Genomic DNA, 18,772 nt, shown 5'->3' with positions numbered 1-18,772 from the left:
TCGCTGCTGTACAGCATGACAAAGCCCCCTCCGGAATCATCCTGAGGGGGCTTTGACCTGCGGTGCACTCGGCAGGATTCGAACCTGCAACCTTCTGATCCGTAGTCAGATGCTCTATCCGTTAAGCTACGAGTGCTTGGCTTGCTGGGCCTTTCGGGCGGCCCGTCCGCGTTGCGAGAACAACATTACATGACCTTCGGCGTCACGTGAAATCCATTAGCCGGACCGGGTCTGAGCTGCGGAAACGCCCCGAAATAGTGGTCCGCGGCGGCCTGGAACGGCCGAAGCCCCGGCCGGGTGGGCGGGGCTTCGGTGATCGTTGCGCGGAGGCGGAGGGATTTGAACCCTCGATGGGATTTAAGTCCCAAACCGCATTAGCAGTGCGGCGCCATAGACCGGACTAGGCGACGCCTCCAGCACACCCGCGCGAGCGCGGATGGTGCGTGTCAGATGATGGCACAGCCGAGCGCGGTGTCACCAATCGCCGCCTACGGTACTAGGCGGGAACCCCGCAGGGCAAAGCGCTTCTTCGCGCCCCGGGTCGGTGCGCAACGACTGGGGCTCACGCGCGTTAGTGATGGCGGGCGCGCACCGTCGGGCCCCTCGGAATCGTCTGCCGTCAGGAGCTCCCATGTCGCGTCGCTTCTCCCTCACCGCCACCGCCGCCTTCGCCGCCTCGCTCGCCGCCGTGGCCGCCCTCGCTCCCACCGCCGTCGCGGGGCCTCTCGATCTGGCGCCGCTGCCGCTGCCGCCGCTGCTCCAGGAGCAGGAGCAGGACCGGCTCACCGTGACCGTCGTGGACACCAACATCACCCGCGCCGACGGCACGTACGAGCTGAAGTGCGGGCCCGCCGGCGGTACGCACCCCGAGGCCAGGTCCGCGTGTGCGCGGCTGGACGAGATCGCCGGTGAGGGGAAGAACCCGTTCACGCCCGTGCCCAAGGGGCAGATGTGCACCATGCAGATGGGCGGGCCCGCCACCGCCCGGGTCACCGGGACGTGGCAGGGGCGGAGCGTCGACGCGACGTTCAGCCGTAAGAACGGCTGCGAGATCTCCCGCTGGCAGAACCTCGTGCCCGTGCTCCCCGCCGCCAGGGGCTGACCATCGCTGCGGGGTCCGTCGGTACGGGGTGTGCACACAACCTTGGTGAGAGCTCCCCCTCATCCGCCGTCCCGCCCCGCGCCCAGCCCTTAGACTCCCTCCAGTGACAGGCTGAGACTCAGAGGGGCAAGATGGGACCGGCCGTCCGCAAGGTGCAGTGGTTCAGGGAGGAAGCGTCGTCGTGAGCAGCAGGCCATCCCGAGGCGCTGCTCGCCTCGCGGCGATACTTGACGCACTTCCCGACGGTCTGGTGCTCGTCAACAGCAACGGCACCGTCGTCAACGCCAACACCATCGCCCTCGAAACCTTCGAAACCCCTGGTACGGCCCTGGTCGGGCGCGGTCTGCTCGATCTCCTGCCGGAGTTCGACCCGCACCTGATCCCCGGTTCGATGCGCCGGCCGGAGGCCAGTGACGAGCGGGGCCGTACGAAGCCGACCCGGATGATCGCGCGGCGTACGGACGGCAGCGAGTTCCCCGTCGAGGTGACCAGCGCCAATCTGGAGGACGGCCAGCAGGCCTACGACCTGCACAACTACACCGGCGACGAGCTGTTGATGCTCGTCGTCCGCGATCTCTCCGGGACCGTCGACACCGAGGCGGAGCTGGCGCGTTCGCAGCGGCAGACCGAGATGATCCTGCGGGCCGCCGCCGAGGGCGTGGTCGGTACGGACACGGAGGGCCGGGTCGTACTCGTCAATCCCGCCGCCGCGCAGATCCTCGGTTTCCGGGCCACCGATCTGGGCGGCCGGGAGCTGCACCCGCTGATCCTGCACTCGCGTGGTGACGGTGAGCCGTTCCCGTACGAGGACTCGCCCCTCGCCGACACCCTCAGGTCGGGCCGTAAGCACCGGGTGCGCGGGCAGGTGCTGTGGGCGAAGAACGGCAAGCAGGTGCCGGTCGACCTGACCACCGCGCCGGTACGGGACGGGGAGCAACTCGTCGGCGCGGTGATGACGTTCACCGACCGCCGTCCGTACGAGGAACTGGTCGAGGCGCACACCACCGAGGCCACCGAGACCGCCGAGCGGCACGCGGCGGAGCTGGCGGAGACGAACGAGCGCCATACGGCGGAACTCGCCGCCGCCGTCGAGCGGCACACCGCCGAACTCGCGGATCGCAGCGACCGGTACGCCGCCGAGATCGAGGAGTTGGCGGAGCGGTACGACAACACGGCGCGCCGGCATCACCAGTTGGCCGCCGTGCTGGGCGGCGCGCTGCGCGGCCCGCTGGAGGAGCTGCGCGGGGAGCTGACGACGCTCGCCGCCGACCCGGCGGGGCAGCTGTGGCCCGAGGCCAACCAGATGCTGCACCATCTGTCGGCCGGCTACGCCCGGATGACGACGCTGGTGGACAACGTCCTGGGCTACCAGCGGCTGGACGAGGGCCTGGAGCAGCTGACCAAGGTGAAGGTGCTGCTCGACGGGGTCGTGGCGGCCGGTGTCGAGGGCGCGGTCGAGCTGATCGGCCCCGGCCGGGCGCAGTTCGCCGTGCACGCGCCGCCGATCGAGGCGGAGGTCGACCCGGTACGGCTGGCGACGGCGCTCGCGCATCTCACCGCGGATGTGGCGGGGGTCGACTCGACGGGCCGGACGCGGACGGCACCGGACGGCGATTACGTCGACTCGACGATCGTGGTGGCGGCGGCGCAGCGCGGGGATGTCGTACGGATCGAGGTGCGCGGGCCGTTCGCCGGGGGCGATCCGGTGCACGAGCCGATCGTGCGGGGGATCGTACGGGCGCACGGCGGGGTGTTGCAGACGCACGAGATGCCGGGCATGGGCGGCAGCGCGTACGTACTCGAAGTGCCGTTGGGGGAGGGGTCGGGTACGTTCCACCCGGCCGCGCCCGAGGAGGGCCGGGCTCCGGAGGCGTCGGAAGGGGCGGCCCCCGGGCCGGGGTCGACAGGTGGAGGGCGACCGGGCGGCGGGCGGCGGCGGGCGCGGCGGGCGTCCACGGACGCGTTCCTCGGGGCTGCGGGCGAGGAGCCCGGCGAGCCCACGGGGCGGCGCAGGGCTCGTACGGAATCGGCCCCCGAGTCGGAGGCGCAGCCAGGCACACAGCAGGAACTCGTCCCCGCTCAGGACTCGGGCGGGAGCGAGAGCACCGGTGGCGGCGGCGGTGGCGGTGGTACGGGCCGCAGGCGCGGCCGGCCGAGCCCGGCGGAGAACGAGGCCGGGGTCGTACCCGGCGCCGAACTCGCGGTGTCGGCCCCTCCCGTGACCCCTGCGGCTTCCGGGGCTTCCGGGGCTTCCGAGGGGTCGGTCGTGACGGCCGCCGAGGGATCGCACCCGACCGGGCGCCCGGCCCTCGGCCAGGCCGTGCCGCCGCAGGGCGTACCGCAAGGGGCGCAGCAGGATGCCGCGGCAGCGGCCACGGGGCGCCGTGCCCGGCGCGGCGACGGCCAGAACGCCCTCCCGGCCCTGACCTCCGGCCCGTCACCCGTACCGCAACAGGCAACGCAACAGGCAGCGCAACAGGGAACCCAGCAGCCGGTCATCCGCCGGCCCCGGCGTGCGCTGGCGCCCGCCCAGCAGCGGCCCGCGCCCGCGCCCGCACCGGTGCCCGCCGACGACGCCGCGCCTGCCCGCGCGCAGTTCGCGCTCCCGCCGGCCGACGCCGACCGCGCGCCCGACGCGTCGTTGCCCGGGCGGCACGACTCCGCGCGGTCGGACGCGCGTGCGGACCACACGCCGCTGAAGCCGCACCCCGTCACGCCGCCGAGCGACCGGCCCGACGCGCCCGCGCCCGAACCCGTCGACGAGGACGCCAGGGCCGCGGTCCCCAACAGCTGGGCGCTGGCCATGCCCACCACCTCGGGCGTCGGCGTGATGCCCGGCCAGCAGCCCTCGTGGCCCGTCCCCGGAGCCGTACCGGCACCGGCACCCGTACCCGTACCGGCGGCCGAACACACGCACACGGACGACGACACCGGCACCGACACCGACGGCACGAACAACGGCAACAGCACCCCCGCCCAGCCGTTGCCCCCCGCCCAGCCCCTGCCCGAGGAAGAGCCGATGACGGCGGACTCCACGCAGGGACGGGCGTTCAGCGTCCGTACACTCGGCCAGGGCGTGCCCTTCGCGCAGCAGATCACCAAGCAGCAGAACCAGACCCTCGGCGCCGGCCGCCGCCGCAGGCTGTCCGCCCCTCAGGAACCCCAAGCGCCCCAGGAACCGCAGGAACAGCACGAGTCCCAGGAACCGCACGGCTCCGGCCCCTCCCACGGCGGCCAGGGCGGCCCCCTCGGCCACGGCCCCCACTCCGAGGGCCGCGCCTACGCCATAGGAGCCCCGGACGAGGGCGCCGAAGGCCCCCAGCCGCTGGACGGCCCCGGCGGCGCGGTCGAGGTCGCGAACCGCCCCCAGCCCCGGCCCGTCGACGACGAGTTGCCCCCCGAGCCGCTGGACAACCCGCGCCGGCTGCTGGTCTGGCCCGCCCCCGACGTCTCCACCCAGCAGGCCCTGAGCGACCGCGGCTACCGCCCGGTGATCGTGCACTCCCGCGAGGAGGTCGACGCGCAGATCGCCGCCTTCCCCGCGGCGCTGTTCGTGGACCCGCTGACCGGCCCGATCACCCGGACCGCGCTCCAGTCGCTGCGCCAGGCCGCCGTCGCGGCCGAGGTCCCGGTGCTGGTGACGGCCGGGCTCGGGCAGGCGACGCGCGAGGCGGCGTACGGCGCCGACCCCGCCGTACTGCTCAAGGCGCTGGCGCCGCGCGACAGCGAACAGCACCCGTCGCGCGTGCTGTTGATCGAGGAGAGCGAGGAGATCGCGCTCGCGCTGACGGCGACGCTGGAACGCCGCGGTATGCAGGTGGCGCGCGCCGGGACGGACAGCGACGCGGTCACGCTCGCGGGCCAGATGCGGCCGAATCTGGTGGTCATGGACCTGATGCAGGTACGGCGCAGGCGCGCGGGCATCATCGACTGGCTGCGCGCGAACGGCCAGTTGAACCGTACGCCGCTGGTCGTCTACACCTCCACCGGTATCGACCGCGCCGAACTGCCGCAGCTCACCGCCGGGGAGACCGTGCTCTTCCTCGCCGAGCGGTCCACGAGTGAGGACGTGCAGTCGCGGATCGTGGACCTGCTCGCGAAGATCGGCACCAACTGACCTGCGGAGAGGATTAGTTGGTCAGTCGGTGCCGACCTAGGGCGTGTTGCGAAAGTCCCGCCTGGCCGACGACGCCTGGCACGCGCACTCGCCGCGTTGTCGGAATCATCCAAGTACGTCCAGTACGAGAACGATCCTCCGCCTTGCGACCGCACGCACCAGACGCCGTCGGCCCCGCCCTTCGGGCGGACGGCGCTACTTTCGCAACACGCCCTAGAGCCGGGTGACGTCCAGCTCGCCGTCCGCGTAGCGCTTGCGGATCACCTTCTTGTCGAACTTGCCGACGCTCGTCTTCGGCACCGACTCCACCACCGACCAGCGCTCCGGCAGCTGCCACTTGGCGATCTTCCCGGCGAGGAAGGCCCTCAGCGACTCGTAGTCGGCACTCGCGCCTTCCTTCAACACCACCGTGGCGAGCGGCCGTTCACCCCACTTGTCGTCGGGCACGGCGACCACCGCCGCCTCGGCGACGTCCGGATGCGCCATGAGCGCGTTCTCCAGTTCCACACTGGAGATCCACTCACCGCCGGACTTGATGACGTCCTTCGCGCGGTCGGTGAGGGTGAGATAGCCGTCCGGGCTGATGACGCCGACGTCGCCCGTCTTGAGCCAGCCGTCCTCGCTGAACCTGTCCGCGGGCTTGAGCGGTTCGGCGTCGGCGCCGCCGTAGTACGAGGCGGCGATCCAGGGCCCGCGTACCTCCAGCTCACCGGCCGCCGCGTTGTCCCACGGCAGTGTGTCGCCACCGGGGCCGGTCAGCCGCGCCTCGACGCCGACGGGGAAGCGGCCCTGCGTGACGCGGTACGGCCACTCCTCCTCGGCGGTGAGACCGGCGGGCGGGTTGGACGTCGTGCCGATCGGCGAGGTCTCCGTCATGCCCCAGGCGTGGCAGAGCCGTACGCCGAGCTTGTCGTACGCCGCCATCAGCGCGGGCGGGCAGGCCGAGCCGCCGATCGTGACACGGGTCATGGAGGACAGATCGCGCGGCTCCGCGGTGACCTCGGCGAGGAGTCCCTGCCAGATCGTCGGCACGGCGGCGGCGTGCGTGGGCCGCTCGCGCTCGATCATGTCGGCCAGGGGCGCGGGCTGGAGGAAGCGGTCGGGCATCAGCATGCTCACGCCGGTCATGAAGGTGGCGTGCGGCAGGCCCCAGGCGTTCACATGGAACTGCGGTACGACGACGAGGGTCGTGTCCTTGTCGGTCAGCCCCATCGACTCGGCCGTGTTGACCTGCATGGAGTGCAGATAGATCGAACGGTGCGAGTAGACGACGCCCATGGGGTCGCCGGTGGTGCCGGAGGTGTAACACATGGCGGCTGCGGCGCGTTCGTCCAGCTCGGGCCAGTCGTACGTGACGGGGCGCCCGGCGATCAGGTCCTCGTACTCGTGCACCTGTACGCGGCCGTCGGTGCCGGCGGCGGCCTCGGCGAGCGGACCCCGGTCACCGGGACCGGAGACGACGACGTGTTCGACGGTCGACAGGTGGGGGAGGAGCGGCGCGAGGAGCGGCAGCAGTGAGCCGTTCGCGAGGACGACACGGTCGGCGGCGTGGGTGACGATCCAGACCAACTGCTCAGGCGGCAGGCGCAGGTTGAGCGTGTGGAGGACGGCCCCCATGGAGGGGATCGCGAAGTACGCCTCGACGTGCTCGGAGTTGTTCCACATGAAAGTGGCGACGCGCTCGTCGCGCGTGACCCCGAGTTCGTCGCGCAGGGCGTTGGCGAGCTGTGCCGCGCGTGCGCCGATCTCCGCGAAACTGCGTCGGTGCGGCTCACTCTCCCCGGTCCAGGTGGTGACCTGCGAGTTCGCGTGGATGGTCATCCCGTGGCGCAGGATGCGGGTCACTGTCAGCGGTACGTCCTGCATGGTGCTCAGCACGGCGTCCTCCCGGTGGGCGCTGGCGCTACGCGACAGAGGCGCGGCGTGGCAGAAAGGGTTTTGCGGAGATTCTGCTCACATACCAAGTGGTATGTCACTACCCGGGAGTAGAAATCACGGCTCGATGTCAGCGGCTGGGTGTGAGCGGCTGGCTGTCAGCGGATCAGTGGGCAGGCGTCAGCGGACAGGCATCAGCTCCGGGTCCTCGCGGAGCTTGCCGAGCGCACGTGACACCGCGCTCTTCACCGTGCCGACGGAGACCCCGAGCACCTCGGCGGTCTGCACCTCGCTCAGATCCTCGTAGTAGCGGAGCACGACCATCGCGCGCTGCCGGTCGGGCAGCTTCATCACCGCGCGCCACATCGCGTCGTGGAGCACCTGCTTCTCGGCGGGGTCGGGGGCGGGCAGGCCGGCCGGCTCGGGCAGCTCCTCGCAGGCGAACTCGTCCACCTTGCGCTTGCGCCACTGCGAGGTACGGGTGTTGAGGAGAGCCCGGCGGACGTATCCGTCGAGGGCCCGGTGGTCCTCGATCCGGTCCCAGGCGACGTACGTCTTGGTGAGAGCGGTCTGGAGAAGATCCTCGGCGTCGCTCGGATTCGCGGTGAGCGAGCGCGCGGTACGCAGCAGCACGGGCCCCCGCGCCCGTACGTACGACGAGAAGGACTTGTAAGGCACATGCGGGTGCGACGGCTGATGCGGTCGCGCCGGCGGGGGCGGGTGCGCGGGCGGGGGCGGGTGCGCGGGTGGATGCGAGTTCGGGTGGTACGGCGGATACGAGACGGCCTTGGAGGCGGTCGCGCAGACAGGCGTGGTCATGGCTTCCACGCTAGGAGCGGGGTCCTCCCGGGGGATCGGCCCCAGGTCCCGAAGCCGCGTCCGCCTCAGGGAGTACGACGGGCGCCGACTACACCTCCTGAAGGTGGAGGGGCGGTGGACGCTCGTCAGGGTCGGCCCCGGAGGCGGGAGACCGCTGTGGATCTTCGATCCCTCGTCGCGCACCGGGTGTCGGGCCCGGTGGGGACGGAATCCGCAGGTGGGAGCGGTGCGGGCCGCGCACGCGAGGGCGGGGGTGTCGGAGCCGTACACCTTGATGGGGAGGGCGGCGCAGTGCGGCGGGGTACAACCGTGGACGGGCGTGCGCGGGTACGGCGGGTACGGACGCAGGTACATACGCGGGCGCGTACGCGGGGACGGACGCGGGTACATACGAGGACGGTCCGCGCGACGACACCGAAGTGCCGTCGCGCGGACCGTCGCTCACCCCTCAGTCAGGTCCCCCGCCGGGCCGCGTCTCACCAGAGATTGACGAAGTTCACCGCGACGTTCTCGTTGGACTGGTCGATCACCGTGAAGCCGGAGCCGTTCACATTGGCGGTGTTGTTCTGGTTCGACGCGCCGGCGCCGGTCGCCACCTGCTGGGTGGTCGTCGAGTTACCGGAGTTGTCGTCGCCCACACCGCTGCCCACGATCGTGGCCACGCTGGCGTTCGATCCGTCGTCCGCGAAGTCGTCGGCGGACGCCGAGCCGGTGAAGAGCGCCGCGGCGAGGGGCAGGGCGGCGACGGCGGCGAAGACGCGGGCGGTACGGAAGCTTGCCATGTCAGTTCCTCCAGGAACGAGATCTTCTGAACGAGAAGTACGGCTTGTGTCCGGGCAGTTGGCCGACCGCCCCGACGTTGTGCTCGACGTCGCTGGAGCAACAATTGCCCACCGAATCCCTGGCGAACCAGCCTTCAGCGGGATGTTCCCTCGCAAGCGTGAGGACATGTCGATAAACCCCCTTCATGACATCAACCGGCCAGTTCGGTCGGTATACGCCCGTACGGACCGCGTCACGACCCAGCCCCCACAAGGGGTGAAGCGTTTCGGCACACTTTCGGCCAATCTTTCCCACTCCCGTTCTTCGAACAACAGTGCGAACATAGAGCCATGGCCACCACCGCCCAGCACACGACCACCCTGGCCCTCGCCCACGCCCTCTCCGCCGCCGAGAGCGGGTTCCCCGTCATCCCGCTGTCCCCCGGCAAGCTCCCCGCCCTGCGCTCACCACACCGGAACGAGCCCGGCGGGGACGTCCACCCCTGCCGGGGAGAGTGCGGCCTCCCCGGCCACGGCGTGCACGACGCCACGACCGACCCCGCCGCCGTACGGGCACTGTTCGCCGCCGCGCCCTGGGCGACGGGTTACGGCATCGCCTGCGGACGGGCACCGCACCAGCTGATCGGCATCGACCTGGACGTGACTCCGACGACGGCGGGGGCCACGGGGTCGGCGACGGAGGCGGGGGCGACGGGCGTCTCGACGGCGGCGGCGAGCACCGCGACGGACCCCACCCCGGATTCGGTGGTCGCGCTCCAACAGCTCGCCTTCCAGCACCTGTTCACGCTGCCGGAGACCGTGGTCGTGCTCACCCCGAGCGGCGGCCGGCACATCTGGCTGTCGGGTCCGGCCGGGGTCACCGTCCCCAACTCGGCGGGGCGCCTGGCGCCCGGCATCGACGTACGGGGCGCGGGCGGCTATCTCGTCGGCCCCGGCTCCGTCACCGCCCGTGGCGCGTACCGCCTCGCCCCCGGCTCGGCCGGACTCACCCCGGCGGCCTGCCCGCGCGCACTGCTGCGCCTGCTCACGCCCCCCGAGCGCGGTCGCCACGCCGGGCCGGGCGGGCACCGGGGCCGTCCGGCGCAGGGCCACGGCCTCGTCCAGTTCGTGCTCGCCGCGCACGCGGGGCAGCGCAACACCCGGCTGTTCTGGGCGGCCTGCCGGGCGTACGAGCACGGCTTCGGCGACTCCCTCGCACCGACGCTGGTCGACGCCGCCGTACGCACGGGCCTCACCGAACGCGAGGCACGCGCGACGATCGCCTCGGCGGCACGCCTGACGGCGGGGCCGGCGTGAAGGAGGGGGCGGCGTGAAGGAGGGGGCGGCGTGAAGGAGGGGCGTTCACCGGCCCCGTACCGGCGAACGCCCCTCCCGTTACCGCTGCCCCGGCGTCTACCGCACGCCGATGCTCAACGTCGCCTTCTTGTTCGCCTTGTTGGTGTCGTACACGGGCTCGATGTCGTAGTTCGACGTGGCCTTGACCTCGCCGGACATGTCGGCACGCCGGTTCGCGTTGATCTTCAGTACGTAGGCGAACGCCTCTTGGGCGCCGGCGCCTTCACGGCGGACCGCCGCACCGACCGGCCCGCAGACTGACGCCCGGTGCCACGGTGCCACGGCGCACCGTGGGGCGGCTCAACCGCGGCGGCGACGGCCGGCCTCTCCACCATGAACGACGCGTTCTCGGACGGGCTGATGACCGGCGACGGCACGCGGTATCGCCCCTGGGGGACATCCACCCGGATCACATCGGCTCCGCCGGCCTCGTCACCACGCGTCGCGGAGTCCAGCAGAACGTAGCGACCGCCGAGGGTGATGTCGAAGACGTCCTGCCAGGCATCGGACGCCACGCCCCGCTCCACCGCGCCCGCCAGCCTGGTGTCGTCGTCGGCCGCGTGCCATCGGATGAAGGTCGTCGTGCGGTCGAGATACGTGACCGCACGACGGCTCCCCACCCGAGGGTGAGCACCTCGCCGTGACCAGGCAGAGCGACCCGGCCGGCGTACTCGATCCCCACCGCATCCGCCTCGGTGCCGTCCCAGTGAGGGTGGACCGCTTGGCGTGAAATACCCCGGGGGGGTATGTTGTTCTTCCGATCGGAGATACCCCCCTCCCGTATAGGAGCGCATCATGTCATCGCCCACCGCCACAGCCGATCCACGCCGCTGGACAGCGCTCACACTGATAGCCCTCGCCCAGTTCATGGTGATCATGGACACCTCGATCATCGGAGTGGCGCTCCCCAAGATGCAGAGTGACCTGGGCTTCTCCCAGGAGAACCTGTCGTGGGTCTTCAACGCCTACGTCGTCGCCTTCGGCGGACTCCTGCTCCTCGGCGGACGCCTCTCCGACCTCTTCGGTGCCAAGCGGCTCTTCACCGCCGGCTGGGTCGTCCTCGCCGCCGGTTCCCTCACCGCCGGCCTGGCGGGCGAGGTCTGGGTCGAACTCACCGGCCGCGCGCTCCAGGGCGTCGGCGCGGCGCTGATCGCCCCGTCCGCCCTGACCCTGCTGATGATGCTCTTCGGCGGCAACCCGAAGGAGCTGACGAAGGCGCTGGCCCTGTACGGCGCCGCGGCCCCCGCGGGTGGCACCGCCGGCGTCTTCCTGGGCGGCGTCATCACCGAATACACCAGCTGGCCCTGGGTGTTCTACATCAACATCCCCATCGCGGTGGTCGTCCTGGCCCTCACCCCGCGCGTCATGCCGTCCGTCGCCGCGCGCCGCGGCTCGATCGACCTCGCGGGCGCCGTCACCGTCACGGCGGGTCTCGCCGTCGCCGTCTACGCCATCGTCCGCGCCCCGGAGACCGGTTGGGCCTCGGCCGAGACCTGGCTCGTACTCGCCGCGGGTGCCGCACTGATCGGCGCGTTCATCGCGATCCAGGCCAAGCGCCGGGAGCCGCTGATGCGCCTCGCCATCTGGCGCGCCCCCAACCTCGCGGGCGCCAACATCGCCCAACTCCTCATGGCCGGCGCGTGGATCCCCATGTGGTTCTTCCTGAACCTCTACCTCCAGCAGGTCCTGGGCCTGGGCGCGTTCGCCTCCGGATCCGCGCTGCTGCCCATGACGGTCGCCACCATGATCATGATGATCGTGCTGGCACCCCGGCTGATCGGCCGCTTCGGCCCCAAGCCGCTGATCGTGACGGGCCTGTTCGGCCTGGCCGCCGGCATGGTCTGGCTGTCCTTCGCCCGCCCCGACGGCAACTTCTGGGTCGACGTACTGCCCGCCTCGCTGCTCGCCGCCGCCGGCATGTCGCTGGCGTTCATACCCTCCCTGGGCACCGCGCTGTCGAGCGCCCGCCCCGAGGAAGGCGGCCTCGCCTCCGGCATCGTCAACACCAGCTACCAGGTGGGCTCGGCGCTCGGGCTCGCCGCGATGACCGCCGTCGCCGCCGCGTACGGGGCGAAGGAACTCGGCAACCCCGTCGCCCTGACGGACGGCTTCTCGGCGGCCTTCGTGGGCGCCGCCGCCATCGCCGCCGCCGGCGCGGTCATCGCGTGGCTCACCCTGCGCACCAACCCCGCCCCGGCGGACACCGATCAGACCAACTCTCCTGTCGGAAAGGCCGTCTGACGTCCCGCCAGTTAGCTGCCCCCTCCCCCGGGACGCCGCCGGACACGGACCCAGGTCCCGTCCGGCGGCTCACCACGTACGCGCCACCATTACCACTCGGGGACCGCCGCCGTTGGGTATGCGTGTCAGGCCACCGGGTGCCGAGCCATCGCGGGATGCCGGCACACGAGCCCCAGGCTCACACCCGTCCCGTACGCACGTCCTTCCGAGGAGTTCCCGCCCGTGTGGCATGACTTGATGACCGTTCAGACTCCGATCGTGGAGAAGATCGTCCGTACGGTCGCCGTCTACGCCATGATCGTGGTTCTGTTCCGACTGTCCGGGAAACGCGGTCTCGCGGGTGTGAACACCTTCGACGTCGTGGTGATCTTTCTGCTGTCGAACGTCGTACAGAACGCGGTCATCGGCCCGGACAACAGCTTCCTCGGCGGCGCGATCGGAGCCCTCACGCTGGTGGTCGTCAACGCCGCGCTGACCCGGTGGCTGGCCCGCGACCCACGGGCCGCGAGGCTGCTCGAAGGAACGCCCACCGTCATCGTGGCGAAGGGCAAACTGAAACACCGGGCTCTACGGCGCCTGGCCCTGCGCCCCTCCGAGATCGAGCAGGTGGTCCGGCTGCAGAACGGCGACGCCATCAGCGACATCGCCGAGGGCCGGCTCGAACCGGACGGGCATCTGGTCCTCTCCCTCAAGACCGACCAGCAGACCGCCACCCACGGCGACATCGAGGCGCTGCGGACGCGACTCGCCTCGATCGAGAACCTGCTACAGACCCTCACCGACGGCCTCACCGACCGCCGCACCCACGGCCGCACCGACGGCCGCACCGACGGCACAGGCTCGTAACGGAGAGCCCGCTCCCCGGCGCCACGCACGCGCCGTCCGCAACGAGGCGGCCTCGTCACCTCCCTCAACGAGCGCTGTGAGCCGCTCCGTCGTGGTCGTCGGCGGCGGTGATGAGCTGATCGAGCCGGCAAAGCGTGTGGGTCATTTCCTCGACCCGGGCCGCGAGACGGTCGCGTTCGGAGCGCAGCATGTGTCGCTGGGTGGCGGTGGTGCGGCCGTTGTTCACGCAGGGCAGCAGCGCCGCGATGGCACGGCTGCTGAGGCCGGCCGCGTAGAACTGCTGGAACAGGCGCACCACTTCGACGGTGTCCTCGGTGTAGAGGCGCTGTCCCGACGGTGTGCGCTCCGGGCTGAGCAAGCCTTGTTCCTCGTAGTAGCGCAACGCGCGCACGGTCACACCGGCTCGCCTCGCGAGCTCTCCGATCTTCATTCCCCCACTCCTCTCTTCCCCTCTCCTTGCGCTTGACCCTCACGTTGGCGTGAGGTTTTAGCGTAGCGGGCATGGACATACGAAACGAGATCGCGCTGGTCACAGGCGCGAACCGGGGTATCGGGCAAAGCTTCGTGACCGAGTTGCGGCGCAGGGGCGTCAAAAAGGTCTACGCGGCCGCTCGTCGGCCGGAGACCATCCCGAAGATGCCCGGTGTCGTCCCGCTGACGCTGGACGTCACCGATCACACATCCGTGGCCCGGGCCGCGGCCACGGCCGGCGACACGACACTGCTCATCAACAACGCCGGAGTGTCGACCTTCGCCCGGCTCACCGACGGCGCGGAGGACGACATCCGGCTGGAGATGGAGACCAACTTCTTCGGCACCCTGCGCATGGTGCGTGCCTTCGCGCCGATCCTGGGAGCCCATGGCGGCGGTGCCGTGCTGAACGTGCTGTCGGTCATGGCGTGGATGGCATACGAACACTCCAACAGCTACGGGGCGTCCAAGGCCGCGGCCTGGGCGCTGACCAACGGCGTTCGCTACGAACTCGCCGGTCAGGGCACCCAGGTCACGGCGCTGGCCATGGCAAGCGTCGACACCGACATGACGGCCGGCGTGGAGGACGAGAAGTCGGCCCCGGACGCGATCGCCAAGGCGGCACTGGACGGTCTTGAGGCCGGGTCCCTCGAAGTGCTGGCCGACGGGCGGACGGCCCAATGGAAGTCCCGGCTCGGCGAGGACCCGGCCCTGCTGTACCCGCAACTGTCCGCGCACAACGCCGCCAAGCCGTAGGCGCGGCCTGTCGCGGAGGGTTGCGCTCCGGTCCGGTCCGCTCCGGTCCCGTCCGGTTCGGTCCCGTCCGGTCTCGGCGCCGTGACCCGTCTCACCGCCGTGTCATTTCCTCACCCGCGACCTTCCCCGCCGCCCACACCGGTCGGGGTGGCGTCCCGGGAACACCGACGCCGTCCGTGTGCGGCGCCCTGCCGCCGCTCGCCTGCCGGAGGAGCGCGACGGCCTCCTCGGACGGGGAGCCGGCGGGGGTCGTGCACACGATGAGCGCCTGCTCCGGTGAACGGGCGATCGACAGTGTCTGCTGTGTCACCGTCACCGTACCGACGACGGGATGGCGCAGCTCGTAGACCGAGGCATCGCACGGCGTCACCCGGTGATCCCCCCACAGCGCGACGAACTCCGGGCTCTTCATCGTCAGTTCGCCGATCAGCTCCGCGAGCAGCGGGTCCTCCGGGTACCTGCCGACCGCGACGCGCAGGTTGCCGACCACAGCGCGCGCCTTGCGCTTCCAGTCCGCGTACAGCTCCCGGCAGTGCGGGTCCAGGAACAGCATCCGGCTCATGTTCGGGCGTCGCGCCGGGTCGTCCGGGCCACGGAAGTCCAGGTGACCGGCGAGCAGGGCGTGCCCGAGGGTGTTCCAGGCCAGTACGTCCGTACGGCGGCCGAGCACGACCGCCGGGACGCCGTCGACGGCGCGCAGGAGGTCGCGTGTCTCGCCGGCGAGCTTCTCGGGGCTCGGGCGGCGCGGTCGGGGCGCGTGGCGGGCGGCGCCGGCGAGCCGGTCGAGGTGCTCGCGCTCGTGGTCGTCGAGCAGCAGAGCGCGGGCGATCGCGTCGAGCACCTCGGCCGAGGCCCCGCGGGACTGGCCCTGTTCCAGCCGTGCGTAGTACGAGACGCTGACGCCCGCCAACTGGGCCAGTTCCTCGCGCCGGAGCCCCGCAACCCGCCTGCGGGGTCCGAGGTCGCGCAGGCCGACGTCCTCGGGGCGCAGCCGCGCCCGACGGGCTTGGAGGAAGGCGCCGAGCGGGCCGGGTCCGTTCATCACCCCAGTATTCGGTGCGCGGTCCGCTCGCAGCCACACCCTGTCGGGGGTGGGACAACCCGGGAGTGGTGCGTACGCGCCCATGTGTCCAGGCTCGGTCTCGTTCGGCGACGTACCCCAGACCTGACGAGGACGGACCACATGGATCAGAGCCCGGAGCAGATCACGCTCGGCGACGTCACCGTCAGCCGTGTCAAGGAGTTCTACGGCTCGTCGGAGATGTCGCCGGGCCAGTTCTTCCCGGACAGCCCCCACGGCTCTTGGGACGAGCACCGCGACCGGCTGGCACCCGACTTCTGGAACCCCGGGACGGACGAGTGCCGTACGGCGATCCAGTCCTGGCTGCTGCGCAGCGAGGGGCGCACGATCCTCGTCGACACCGGGGTGGGCAACCACAAGGACCGGCCGTACGCACCGGTGTGGAGCCGCCTGGACACGGACTACCTCGGCCGGCTCGCCGCCGCCGGGCTGCGGCCCGAGGACATCGACATCGTGGTCAACACCCACCTGCACATTGATCACGTCGGCTGGAACACCCGCCTCGAAGGCCGGAGTTGGGTACCGACCTTCCCGAACGCCACGTATCTGATGACCCGCCGGGACTTCGACTTCTGGGACCCCGCCAACGAGAACAGGACCGTGCTCGGCCGCGGCAACCAGAACGTCTTCGAGGACAGCGTCACACCGGTCCACCGGGCGGGACTCACCCACCTGTGGGAGGGGACGTACCGGATCGACAAGAACCTGCGTCTCGATCTCGCCCCCGGGCACACTCCCGGCTCGTCCGTGCTCACCCTGGAATCCGGCGGCGACCGGGCCTTGTTCGTCGGGGACCTGGTGCACACCGCGCTGCAGATCGCGGAGCCGGACACCAACTCCTGCTTCTGCGAGGACCCGGCGGAGTCCCGCGCCACCCGGCACAAGCTGCTCGGCCGCGCCGCCGAGGACAACGCGCTCGTCTTCCCGGCGCACTTCGGCGGTCAGGGCGCCGCGGAGATCGCGCGCAGCGGCTCGAAGTTCGCGATCAAGGAGTGGGCGGGCTTCTCTCGTATCTCCTGATATCTCCCGATGCCTCCCAACGCCTCCTGACGCCTCCTGACGCCTCTTGATGTCCCTCTCCAGCTCCAGCTCCAGGAAGGAAGCGCGTCCCCGTGCCCCGACAGGCAGATCCGGTCGCCGAAACCCCGGCGGGCGCCGTACGCGGCCTCCGTGACGAATCCGGCGAGCGCTACCGCGCCCTCCCCTACGCGGCGGCCCCGGCCGGCGTCGGCCGTTTCGCCCCGCCCGTACCGCACCCGGGCTGGTCCGGTGTCCGCGACGGCACGCGGCCCTCGCCCACGGCTCCCCAGCCGGCCCGCGACTTCGGCCGACTCGACATGGCCCCCTACTTCGGGCCGGGCTGGGTGCCCGGCGACGAGTACCTGACCGTCGATGTCCACACGCCCGCCGCCGACGACGGCAGGCGGCCCGTCATGGTCTTCGTGCACGGCGGCGGGTTCGTCACCGGCTCGAACCGCGCCGCGCTCTACGACGGCGGCGCGTTCGCCCGCGACGGCGTCGTCCTCGTGACGGTGAACTACCGCCTCGGCATCCCCGGCTTCCTCGATCTGCCGGGCGCCCCGGCCAACCGCGGCCTGCTGGACGTGCTCGCCGCGCTCCGATGGGTACGCGACACCGTCGCGACATTCGGCGGCGACCCCGAGAACGTCACGGTCTTCGGCCAGTCCGCGGGCGCCACGCTCACGGGCGCGCTGCTCGCGACACCGCAGGCGGGCGGCCTGTTCCGGCGGGCCATCGTCCAGAGCGGCAGCGGCACTGGCGCGCTCACCCCTGAGCAGGCGCGACGGGTCACCGCCACGGCCGCCGCCGCGCTGGGTGTCGAGCCGACCGCCGAGGCGTTCGCCCCGATCCCGGACGAGCGCTTCCTGGCGATCCTGCCCGTACTGGCCGGGCTCGACCTGCGCACCAGGACCGCCACGGATCCGCTGGCCGGGCTCAGCCCGTTCAGCCTGGTCCTGCCGGCCCAGCCCGCCGACGCCCTCGCCGACGGCCCGGCCGGCGACGTCGACCTGCTGATCGGCACCAACACCGAGGAGGGGCACCTCTACCTCGTACCGCAGGGCGGCCTGGAGTCCACCACCGAAGCCGACGTACTCGCCCTCGCCACCCGGGCGTACGCGTACCCGGAGACCCCCCTGGCCGCACACCGCGCGGCACGGCCGGACGCGACACCGGGCGAGCTGCGCTCCGCCGTACTCGGGCAGGTCCTGTTCGGGGCCGGTACGGCGCGCCTGGCGCGGGCCCACGCGCGGATCTCGGGCGGGCGTACGCATGTCTACTCGTTCGGGTACCGCTCGACGGCCCTGAACGGCCGCCTCGGCGCCGCCCACACCGTCGAACTGCCCTTCGTGTTCGACATCGCCGACAGACCCTGGCTGCACGGGGACACCGGCCTCCTCGGCCCCGCCCCCGCCCCGGCGGGACTCGCAGCCCGGATACACGGCTCCTGGGTCGCGTTCGCCAACACCGGGAACCCTGGCTGGACTCCCTACGACCCGCAGCGCCCCGCGGTGAGAATCCTCGGCGGATGAAGAGACAGGCGGCCCAGCCGGACGGTGGACAGCGGGCTCTCCCCACGGGTGCGCCCGGTCACGTGTACCGGCCGGGACAGCAAGACACGTACCGGCCGCGACAACGTGGTCGTCCACGGGTCAGTCGCAGCAGGCGCACCCCGGGGCACACCCGCACACGTCATCAGCCTCCGCCGGCGGTGCGGTGTCCTCCTTCTGGGTGCTCGGAGCGGCCGGTGCGCAGCAGTTGTCGCCGCTCCATGCCTCGCGGCCTTCCTTGACCGCGATCGCGGCTATGACGAGTGCGGCGACCGGATCCGCCCAGGACCAGCCGAGGGTGGCGTTGGCCACCAGGCCCACCAGCAGTACGGCCGACAGATACGTGCACAGCAGCGTCTGCTTCGAGTCCGCGACCGCCGACGCCGACCCCAACTCCCGGCCTGCCCGCCTCTGCGCGGCGGACAGGAACGGCATGATCGCCAGCGACAGGGCGGCCAGCACGATGCCCGGGATCGACGCCTGCGCCTCACCGCCGCCGTGCCCGCGCCGCTCTGTTCAGCGGCCTCCGGCGCGTGCCTGCGATAGTCGCGTAGGCGAGGTCGCGGAAGATGGCGGAAGGAACTCCGGAAGTGCGGTGGCTGGGGAACCTGGAGGCAGAGATCCTGGACTGTCCGTGGAAGTGGGGAAGGCCCGCCACCGTTCGTGAGGTGGTCGACGACATCAACACGCGTCGGCCCGCCGCACGACTGTCACAAGGATGGTGAGTGGGCTTTGCCTGACCACCTGCCGGACAGCCCGCCTATAGATGCTGAACTC

General features: G+C 71.5%; 14 protein-coding genes, 2 tRNA genes and 2 pseudogenes. 9 read left to right on the top strand and 9 right to left on the bottom strand.

Annotated elements, in window-relative coordinates; all coding sequences use genetic code 11:
- Positions 1-63: 63 nt before the first annotated feature.
- Together OG700_RS20345 and OG700_RS20340 are read right to left on the bottom strand one after the other, a co-directional pair.
- Positions 64-136 (bottom strand) — tRNA-Arg (locus tag OG700_RS20345).
- A gap of 188 nt (positions 137-324) precedes the next feature.
- A tRNA-Ser gene (locus tag OG700_RS20340) sits at positions 325-415 on the bottom strand.
- 216 nt (positions 416-631) lie between these two features.
- Here OG700_RS20340 and OG700_RS20335 point away from each other — a divergent pair.
- Both OG700_RS20335 and OG700_RS20330 read left to right on the top strand, forming a co-directional pair.
- Positions 632-1,102, top strand: coding sequence for an SSI family serine proteinase inhibitor (locus OG700_RS20335; RefSeq protein WP_405615579.1), 471 nt, complete (start codon positions 632-634; stop codon positions 1,100-1,102).
- Positions 1,103-1,283: 181 nt separating this feature from the next.
- Positions 1,284-5,219 (top strand): PAS domain-containing protein, encoded by a 3,936-nt coding sequence (locus OG700_RS20330; RefSeq protein WP_405615577.1) that lies wholly within the window; start codon positions 1,284-1,286, stop codon positions 5,217-5,219.
- Between the two features lie 213 nt (positions 5,220-5,432).
- Here the strand turns inward: OG700_RS20330 and OG700_RS20325 are convergent, their stop codons facing one another.
- The 3 genes from OG700_RS20325 to OG700_RS20315 all read right to left on the bottom strand — a co-directional run bounded on the left by OG700_RS20325 (position 5,433) and on the right by OG700_RS20315 (position 8,695).
- Complete coding sequence (locus OG700_RS20325; RefSeq protein ID WP_405615575.1) at positions 5,433-7,097, bottom strand: long-chain fatty acid--CoA ligase; 1,665 nt, start codon at positions 7,095-7,097, stop codon at positions 5,433-5,435.
- Positions 7,098-7,274: 177 nt separating this feature from the next.
- Complete coding sequence (locus OG700_RS20320) at positions 7,275-7,913, bottom strand: SigE family RNA polymerase sigma factor (RefSeq protein ID WP_405615573.1); 639 nt, start codon at positions 7,911-7,913, stop codon at positions 7,275-7,277.
- Positions 7,914-8,389: 476 nt separating this feature from the next.
- Positions 8,390-8,695, bottom strand: coding sequence for a hypothetical protein (locus OG700_RS20315; protein WP_354605740.1), 306 nt, complete (start codon positions 8,693-8,695; stop codon positions 8,390-8,392).
- A 330-nt stretch (positions 8,696-9,025) separates the two neighbouring features.
- Here OG700_RS20315 and OG700_RS20310 point away from each other — a divergent pair, with 330 nt between their 5' ends.
- The gene (locus tag OG700_RS20310; RefSeq protein ID WP_405615571.1) at positions 9,026-9,991 is read left to right on the top strand and encodes a bifunctional DNA primase/polymerase; all 966 of its coding nucleotides are present in this window, start codon (positions 9,026-9,028) and stop codon (positions 9,989-9,991) included.
- 224 nt (positions 9,992-10,215) lie between these two features.
- Here the strand turns inward: OG700_RS20310 and OG700_RS20305 are convergent, their stop codons facing one another.
- Positions 10,216-10,650 carry an Imm21 family immunity protein gene (locus OG700_RS20305; protein ID WP_405615569.1) on the bottom strand — a complete coding sequence of 145 codons (435 nt, stop codon included), beginning with the start codon at positions 10,648-10,650 and terminating at the stop codon, positions 10,216-10,218.
- 175 nt (positions 10,651-10,825) lie between these two features.
- Here OG700_RS20305 and OG700_RS20300 point away from each other — a divergent pair, with 175 nt between their 5' ends.
- Both OG700_RS20300 and OG700_RS20295 read left to right on the top strand, forming a co-directional pair.
- Positions 10,826-12,271: an MFS transporter gene (locus OG700_RS20300; protein WP_405615567.1), complete on the top strand. Its 1,446-nt coding sequence runs from the start codon at positions 10,826-10,828 to the stop codon at positions 12,269-12,271.
- A 237-nt stretch (positions 12,272-12,508) separates the two neighbouring features.
- Positions 12,509-13,117 carry a DUF421 domain-containing protein gene (locus tag OG700_RS20295; RefSeq protein WP_405615565.1) on the top strand — a complete coding sequence of 203 codons (609 nt, stop codon included), beginning with the start codon at positions 12,509-12,511 and terminating at the stop codon, positions 13,115-13,117.
- Between the two features lie 64 nt (positions 13,118-13,181).
- Here OG700_RS20295 and OG700_RS20290 read toward each other — a convergent pair whose 3' ends face one another.
- A complete protein-coding gene (locus OG700_RS20290) occupies positions 13,182-13,547 on the bottom strand; it encodes a MerR family transcriptional regulator (protein WP_405615563.1) in 366 nt (121 codons plus the stop codon).
- 71 nt (positions 13,548-13,618) lie between these two features.
- Here OG700_RS20290 and OG700_RS20285 point away from each other — a divergent pair, with 71 nt between their 5' ends.
- Positions 13,619-14,344, top strand: a complete 726-nt coding sequence (locus tag OG700_RS20285) for an SDR family oxidoreductase (RefSeq protein WP_405615561.1) — start codon at positions 13,619-13,621, stop codon at positions 14,342-14,344.
- Positions 14,345-14,435: 91 nt separating this feature from the next.
- Here the strand turns inward: OG700_RS20285 and OG700_RS20280 are convergent, their stop codons facing one another.
- Entirely contained in the window at positions 14,436-15,386 is a 951-nt protein-coding gene (locus tag OG700_RS20280) for a helix-turn-helix domain-containing protein (RefSeq protein WP_405615559.1), read from the bottom strand.
- Between the two features lie 141 nt (positions 15,387-15,527).
- On the opposite strand from OG700_RS20280, the gene OG700_RS20275 reads away from it, so the two are divergent.
- Complete coding sequence (locus OG700_RS20275) at positions 15,528-16,445, top strand: MBL fold metallo-hydrolase (protein WP_405615557.1); 918 nt, start codon at positions 15,528-15,530, stop codon at positions 16,443-16,445.
- Between the two features lie 92 nt (positions 16,446-16,537).
- Positions 16,538-17,977: a carboxylesterase/lipase family protein gene (locus OG700_RS20270; protein ID WP_405615554.1), complete on the top strand. Its 1,440-nt coding sequence runs from the start codon at positions 16,538-16,540 to the stop codon at positions 17,975-17,977.
- 120 nt (positions 17,978-18,097) lie between these two features.
- On the opposite strand, the pseudogene OG700_RS20265 reads toward OG700_RS20270, so the two are convergent.
- Positions 18,098-18,493 (bottom strand): annotated as a pseudogene (locus OG700_RS20265) (cation transporter); the annotation flags it as partial.
- Between the two features lie 92 nt (positions 18,494-18,585).
- On the opposite strand from OG700_RS20265, the pseudogene OG700_RS20260 reads away from it, so the two are divergent.
- Positions 18,586-18,699: pseudogene (locus OG700_RS20260) on the top strand (BlaI/MecI/CopY family transcriptional regulator); the annotation flags it as partial.
- Positions 18,700-18,772 lie beyond the last annotated feature (73 nt).

It is taken from the genome of Streptomyces sp. NBC_01508 (assembly GCF_045040315.1).
In the GTDB taxonomy this organism is placed as follows: Bacteria; Actinomycetota; Actinomycetes; order Streptomycetales; family Streptomycetaceae; genus Streptomyces.
Note: the sequence above shows the minus strand (reverse complement) of the source record. Positions and strands in the feature narration are given on the sequence as shown.

What these genes read in the sequence shown, in the direction of transcription:
- OG700_RS20335 (WP_405615579.1), top strand. Translation starts at nt 632, where the DNA reads ATGTCGCGTCGCTTCTCCCTCACCGCCACCGCCGCCTTCGCCGCCTCG.
- OG700_RS20320 (WP_405615573.1), bottom strand. Translation starts at nt 7,913, where the DNA reads ATGACCACGCCTGTCTGCGCGACCGCCTCCAAGGCCGTCTCGTATCCG.
- OG700_RS20315 (WP_354605740.1), bottom strand. Translation starts at nt 8,695, where the DNA reads ATGGCAAGCTTCCGTACCGCCCGCGTCTTCGCCGCCGTCGCCGCCCTG.
- OG700_RS20310 (WP_405615571.1), top strand. Translation starts at nt 9,026, where the DNA reads ATGGCCACCACCGCCCAGCACACGACCACCCTGGCCCTCGCCCACGCC.
- OG700_RS20300 (WP_405615567.1), top strand. Translation starts at nt 10,826, where the DNA reads ATGTCATCGCCCACCGCCACAGCCGATCCACGCCGCTGGACAGCGCTC.
- OG700_RS20295 (WP_405615565.1), top strand. Translation starts at nt 12,509, where the DNA reads ATGACCGTTCAGACTCCGATCGTGGAGAAGATCGTCCGTACGGTCGCC.
- OG700_RS20290 (WP_405615563.1), bottom strand. Translation starts at nt 13,547, where the DNA reads ATGAAGATCGGAGAGCTCGCGAGGCGAGCCGGTGTGACCGTGCGCGCG.
- OG700_RS20285 (WP_405615561.1), top strand. Translation starts at nt 13,619, where the DNA reads ATGGACATACGAAACGAGATCGCGCTGGTCACAGGCGCGAACCGGGGT.
- OG700_RS20280 (WP_405615559.1), bottom strand. Translation starts at nt 15,386, where the DNA reads ATGAACGGACCCGGCCCGCTCGGCGCCTTCCTCCAAGCCCGTCGGGCG.
- OG700_RS20275 (WP_405615557.1), top strand. Translation starts at nt 15,528, where the DNA reads ATGGATCAGAGCCCGGAGCAGATCACGCTCGGCGACGTCACCGTCAGC.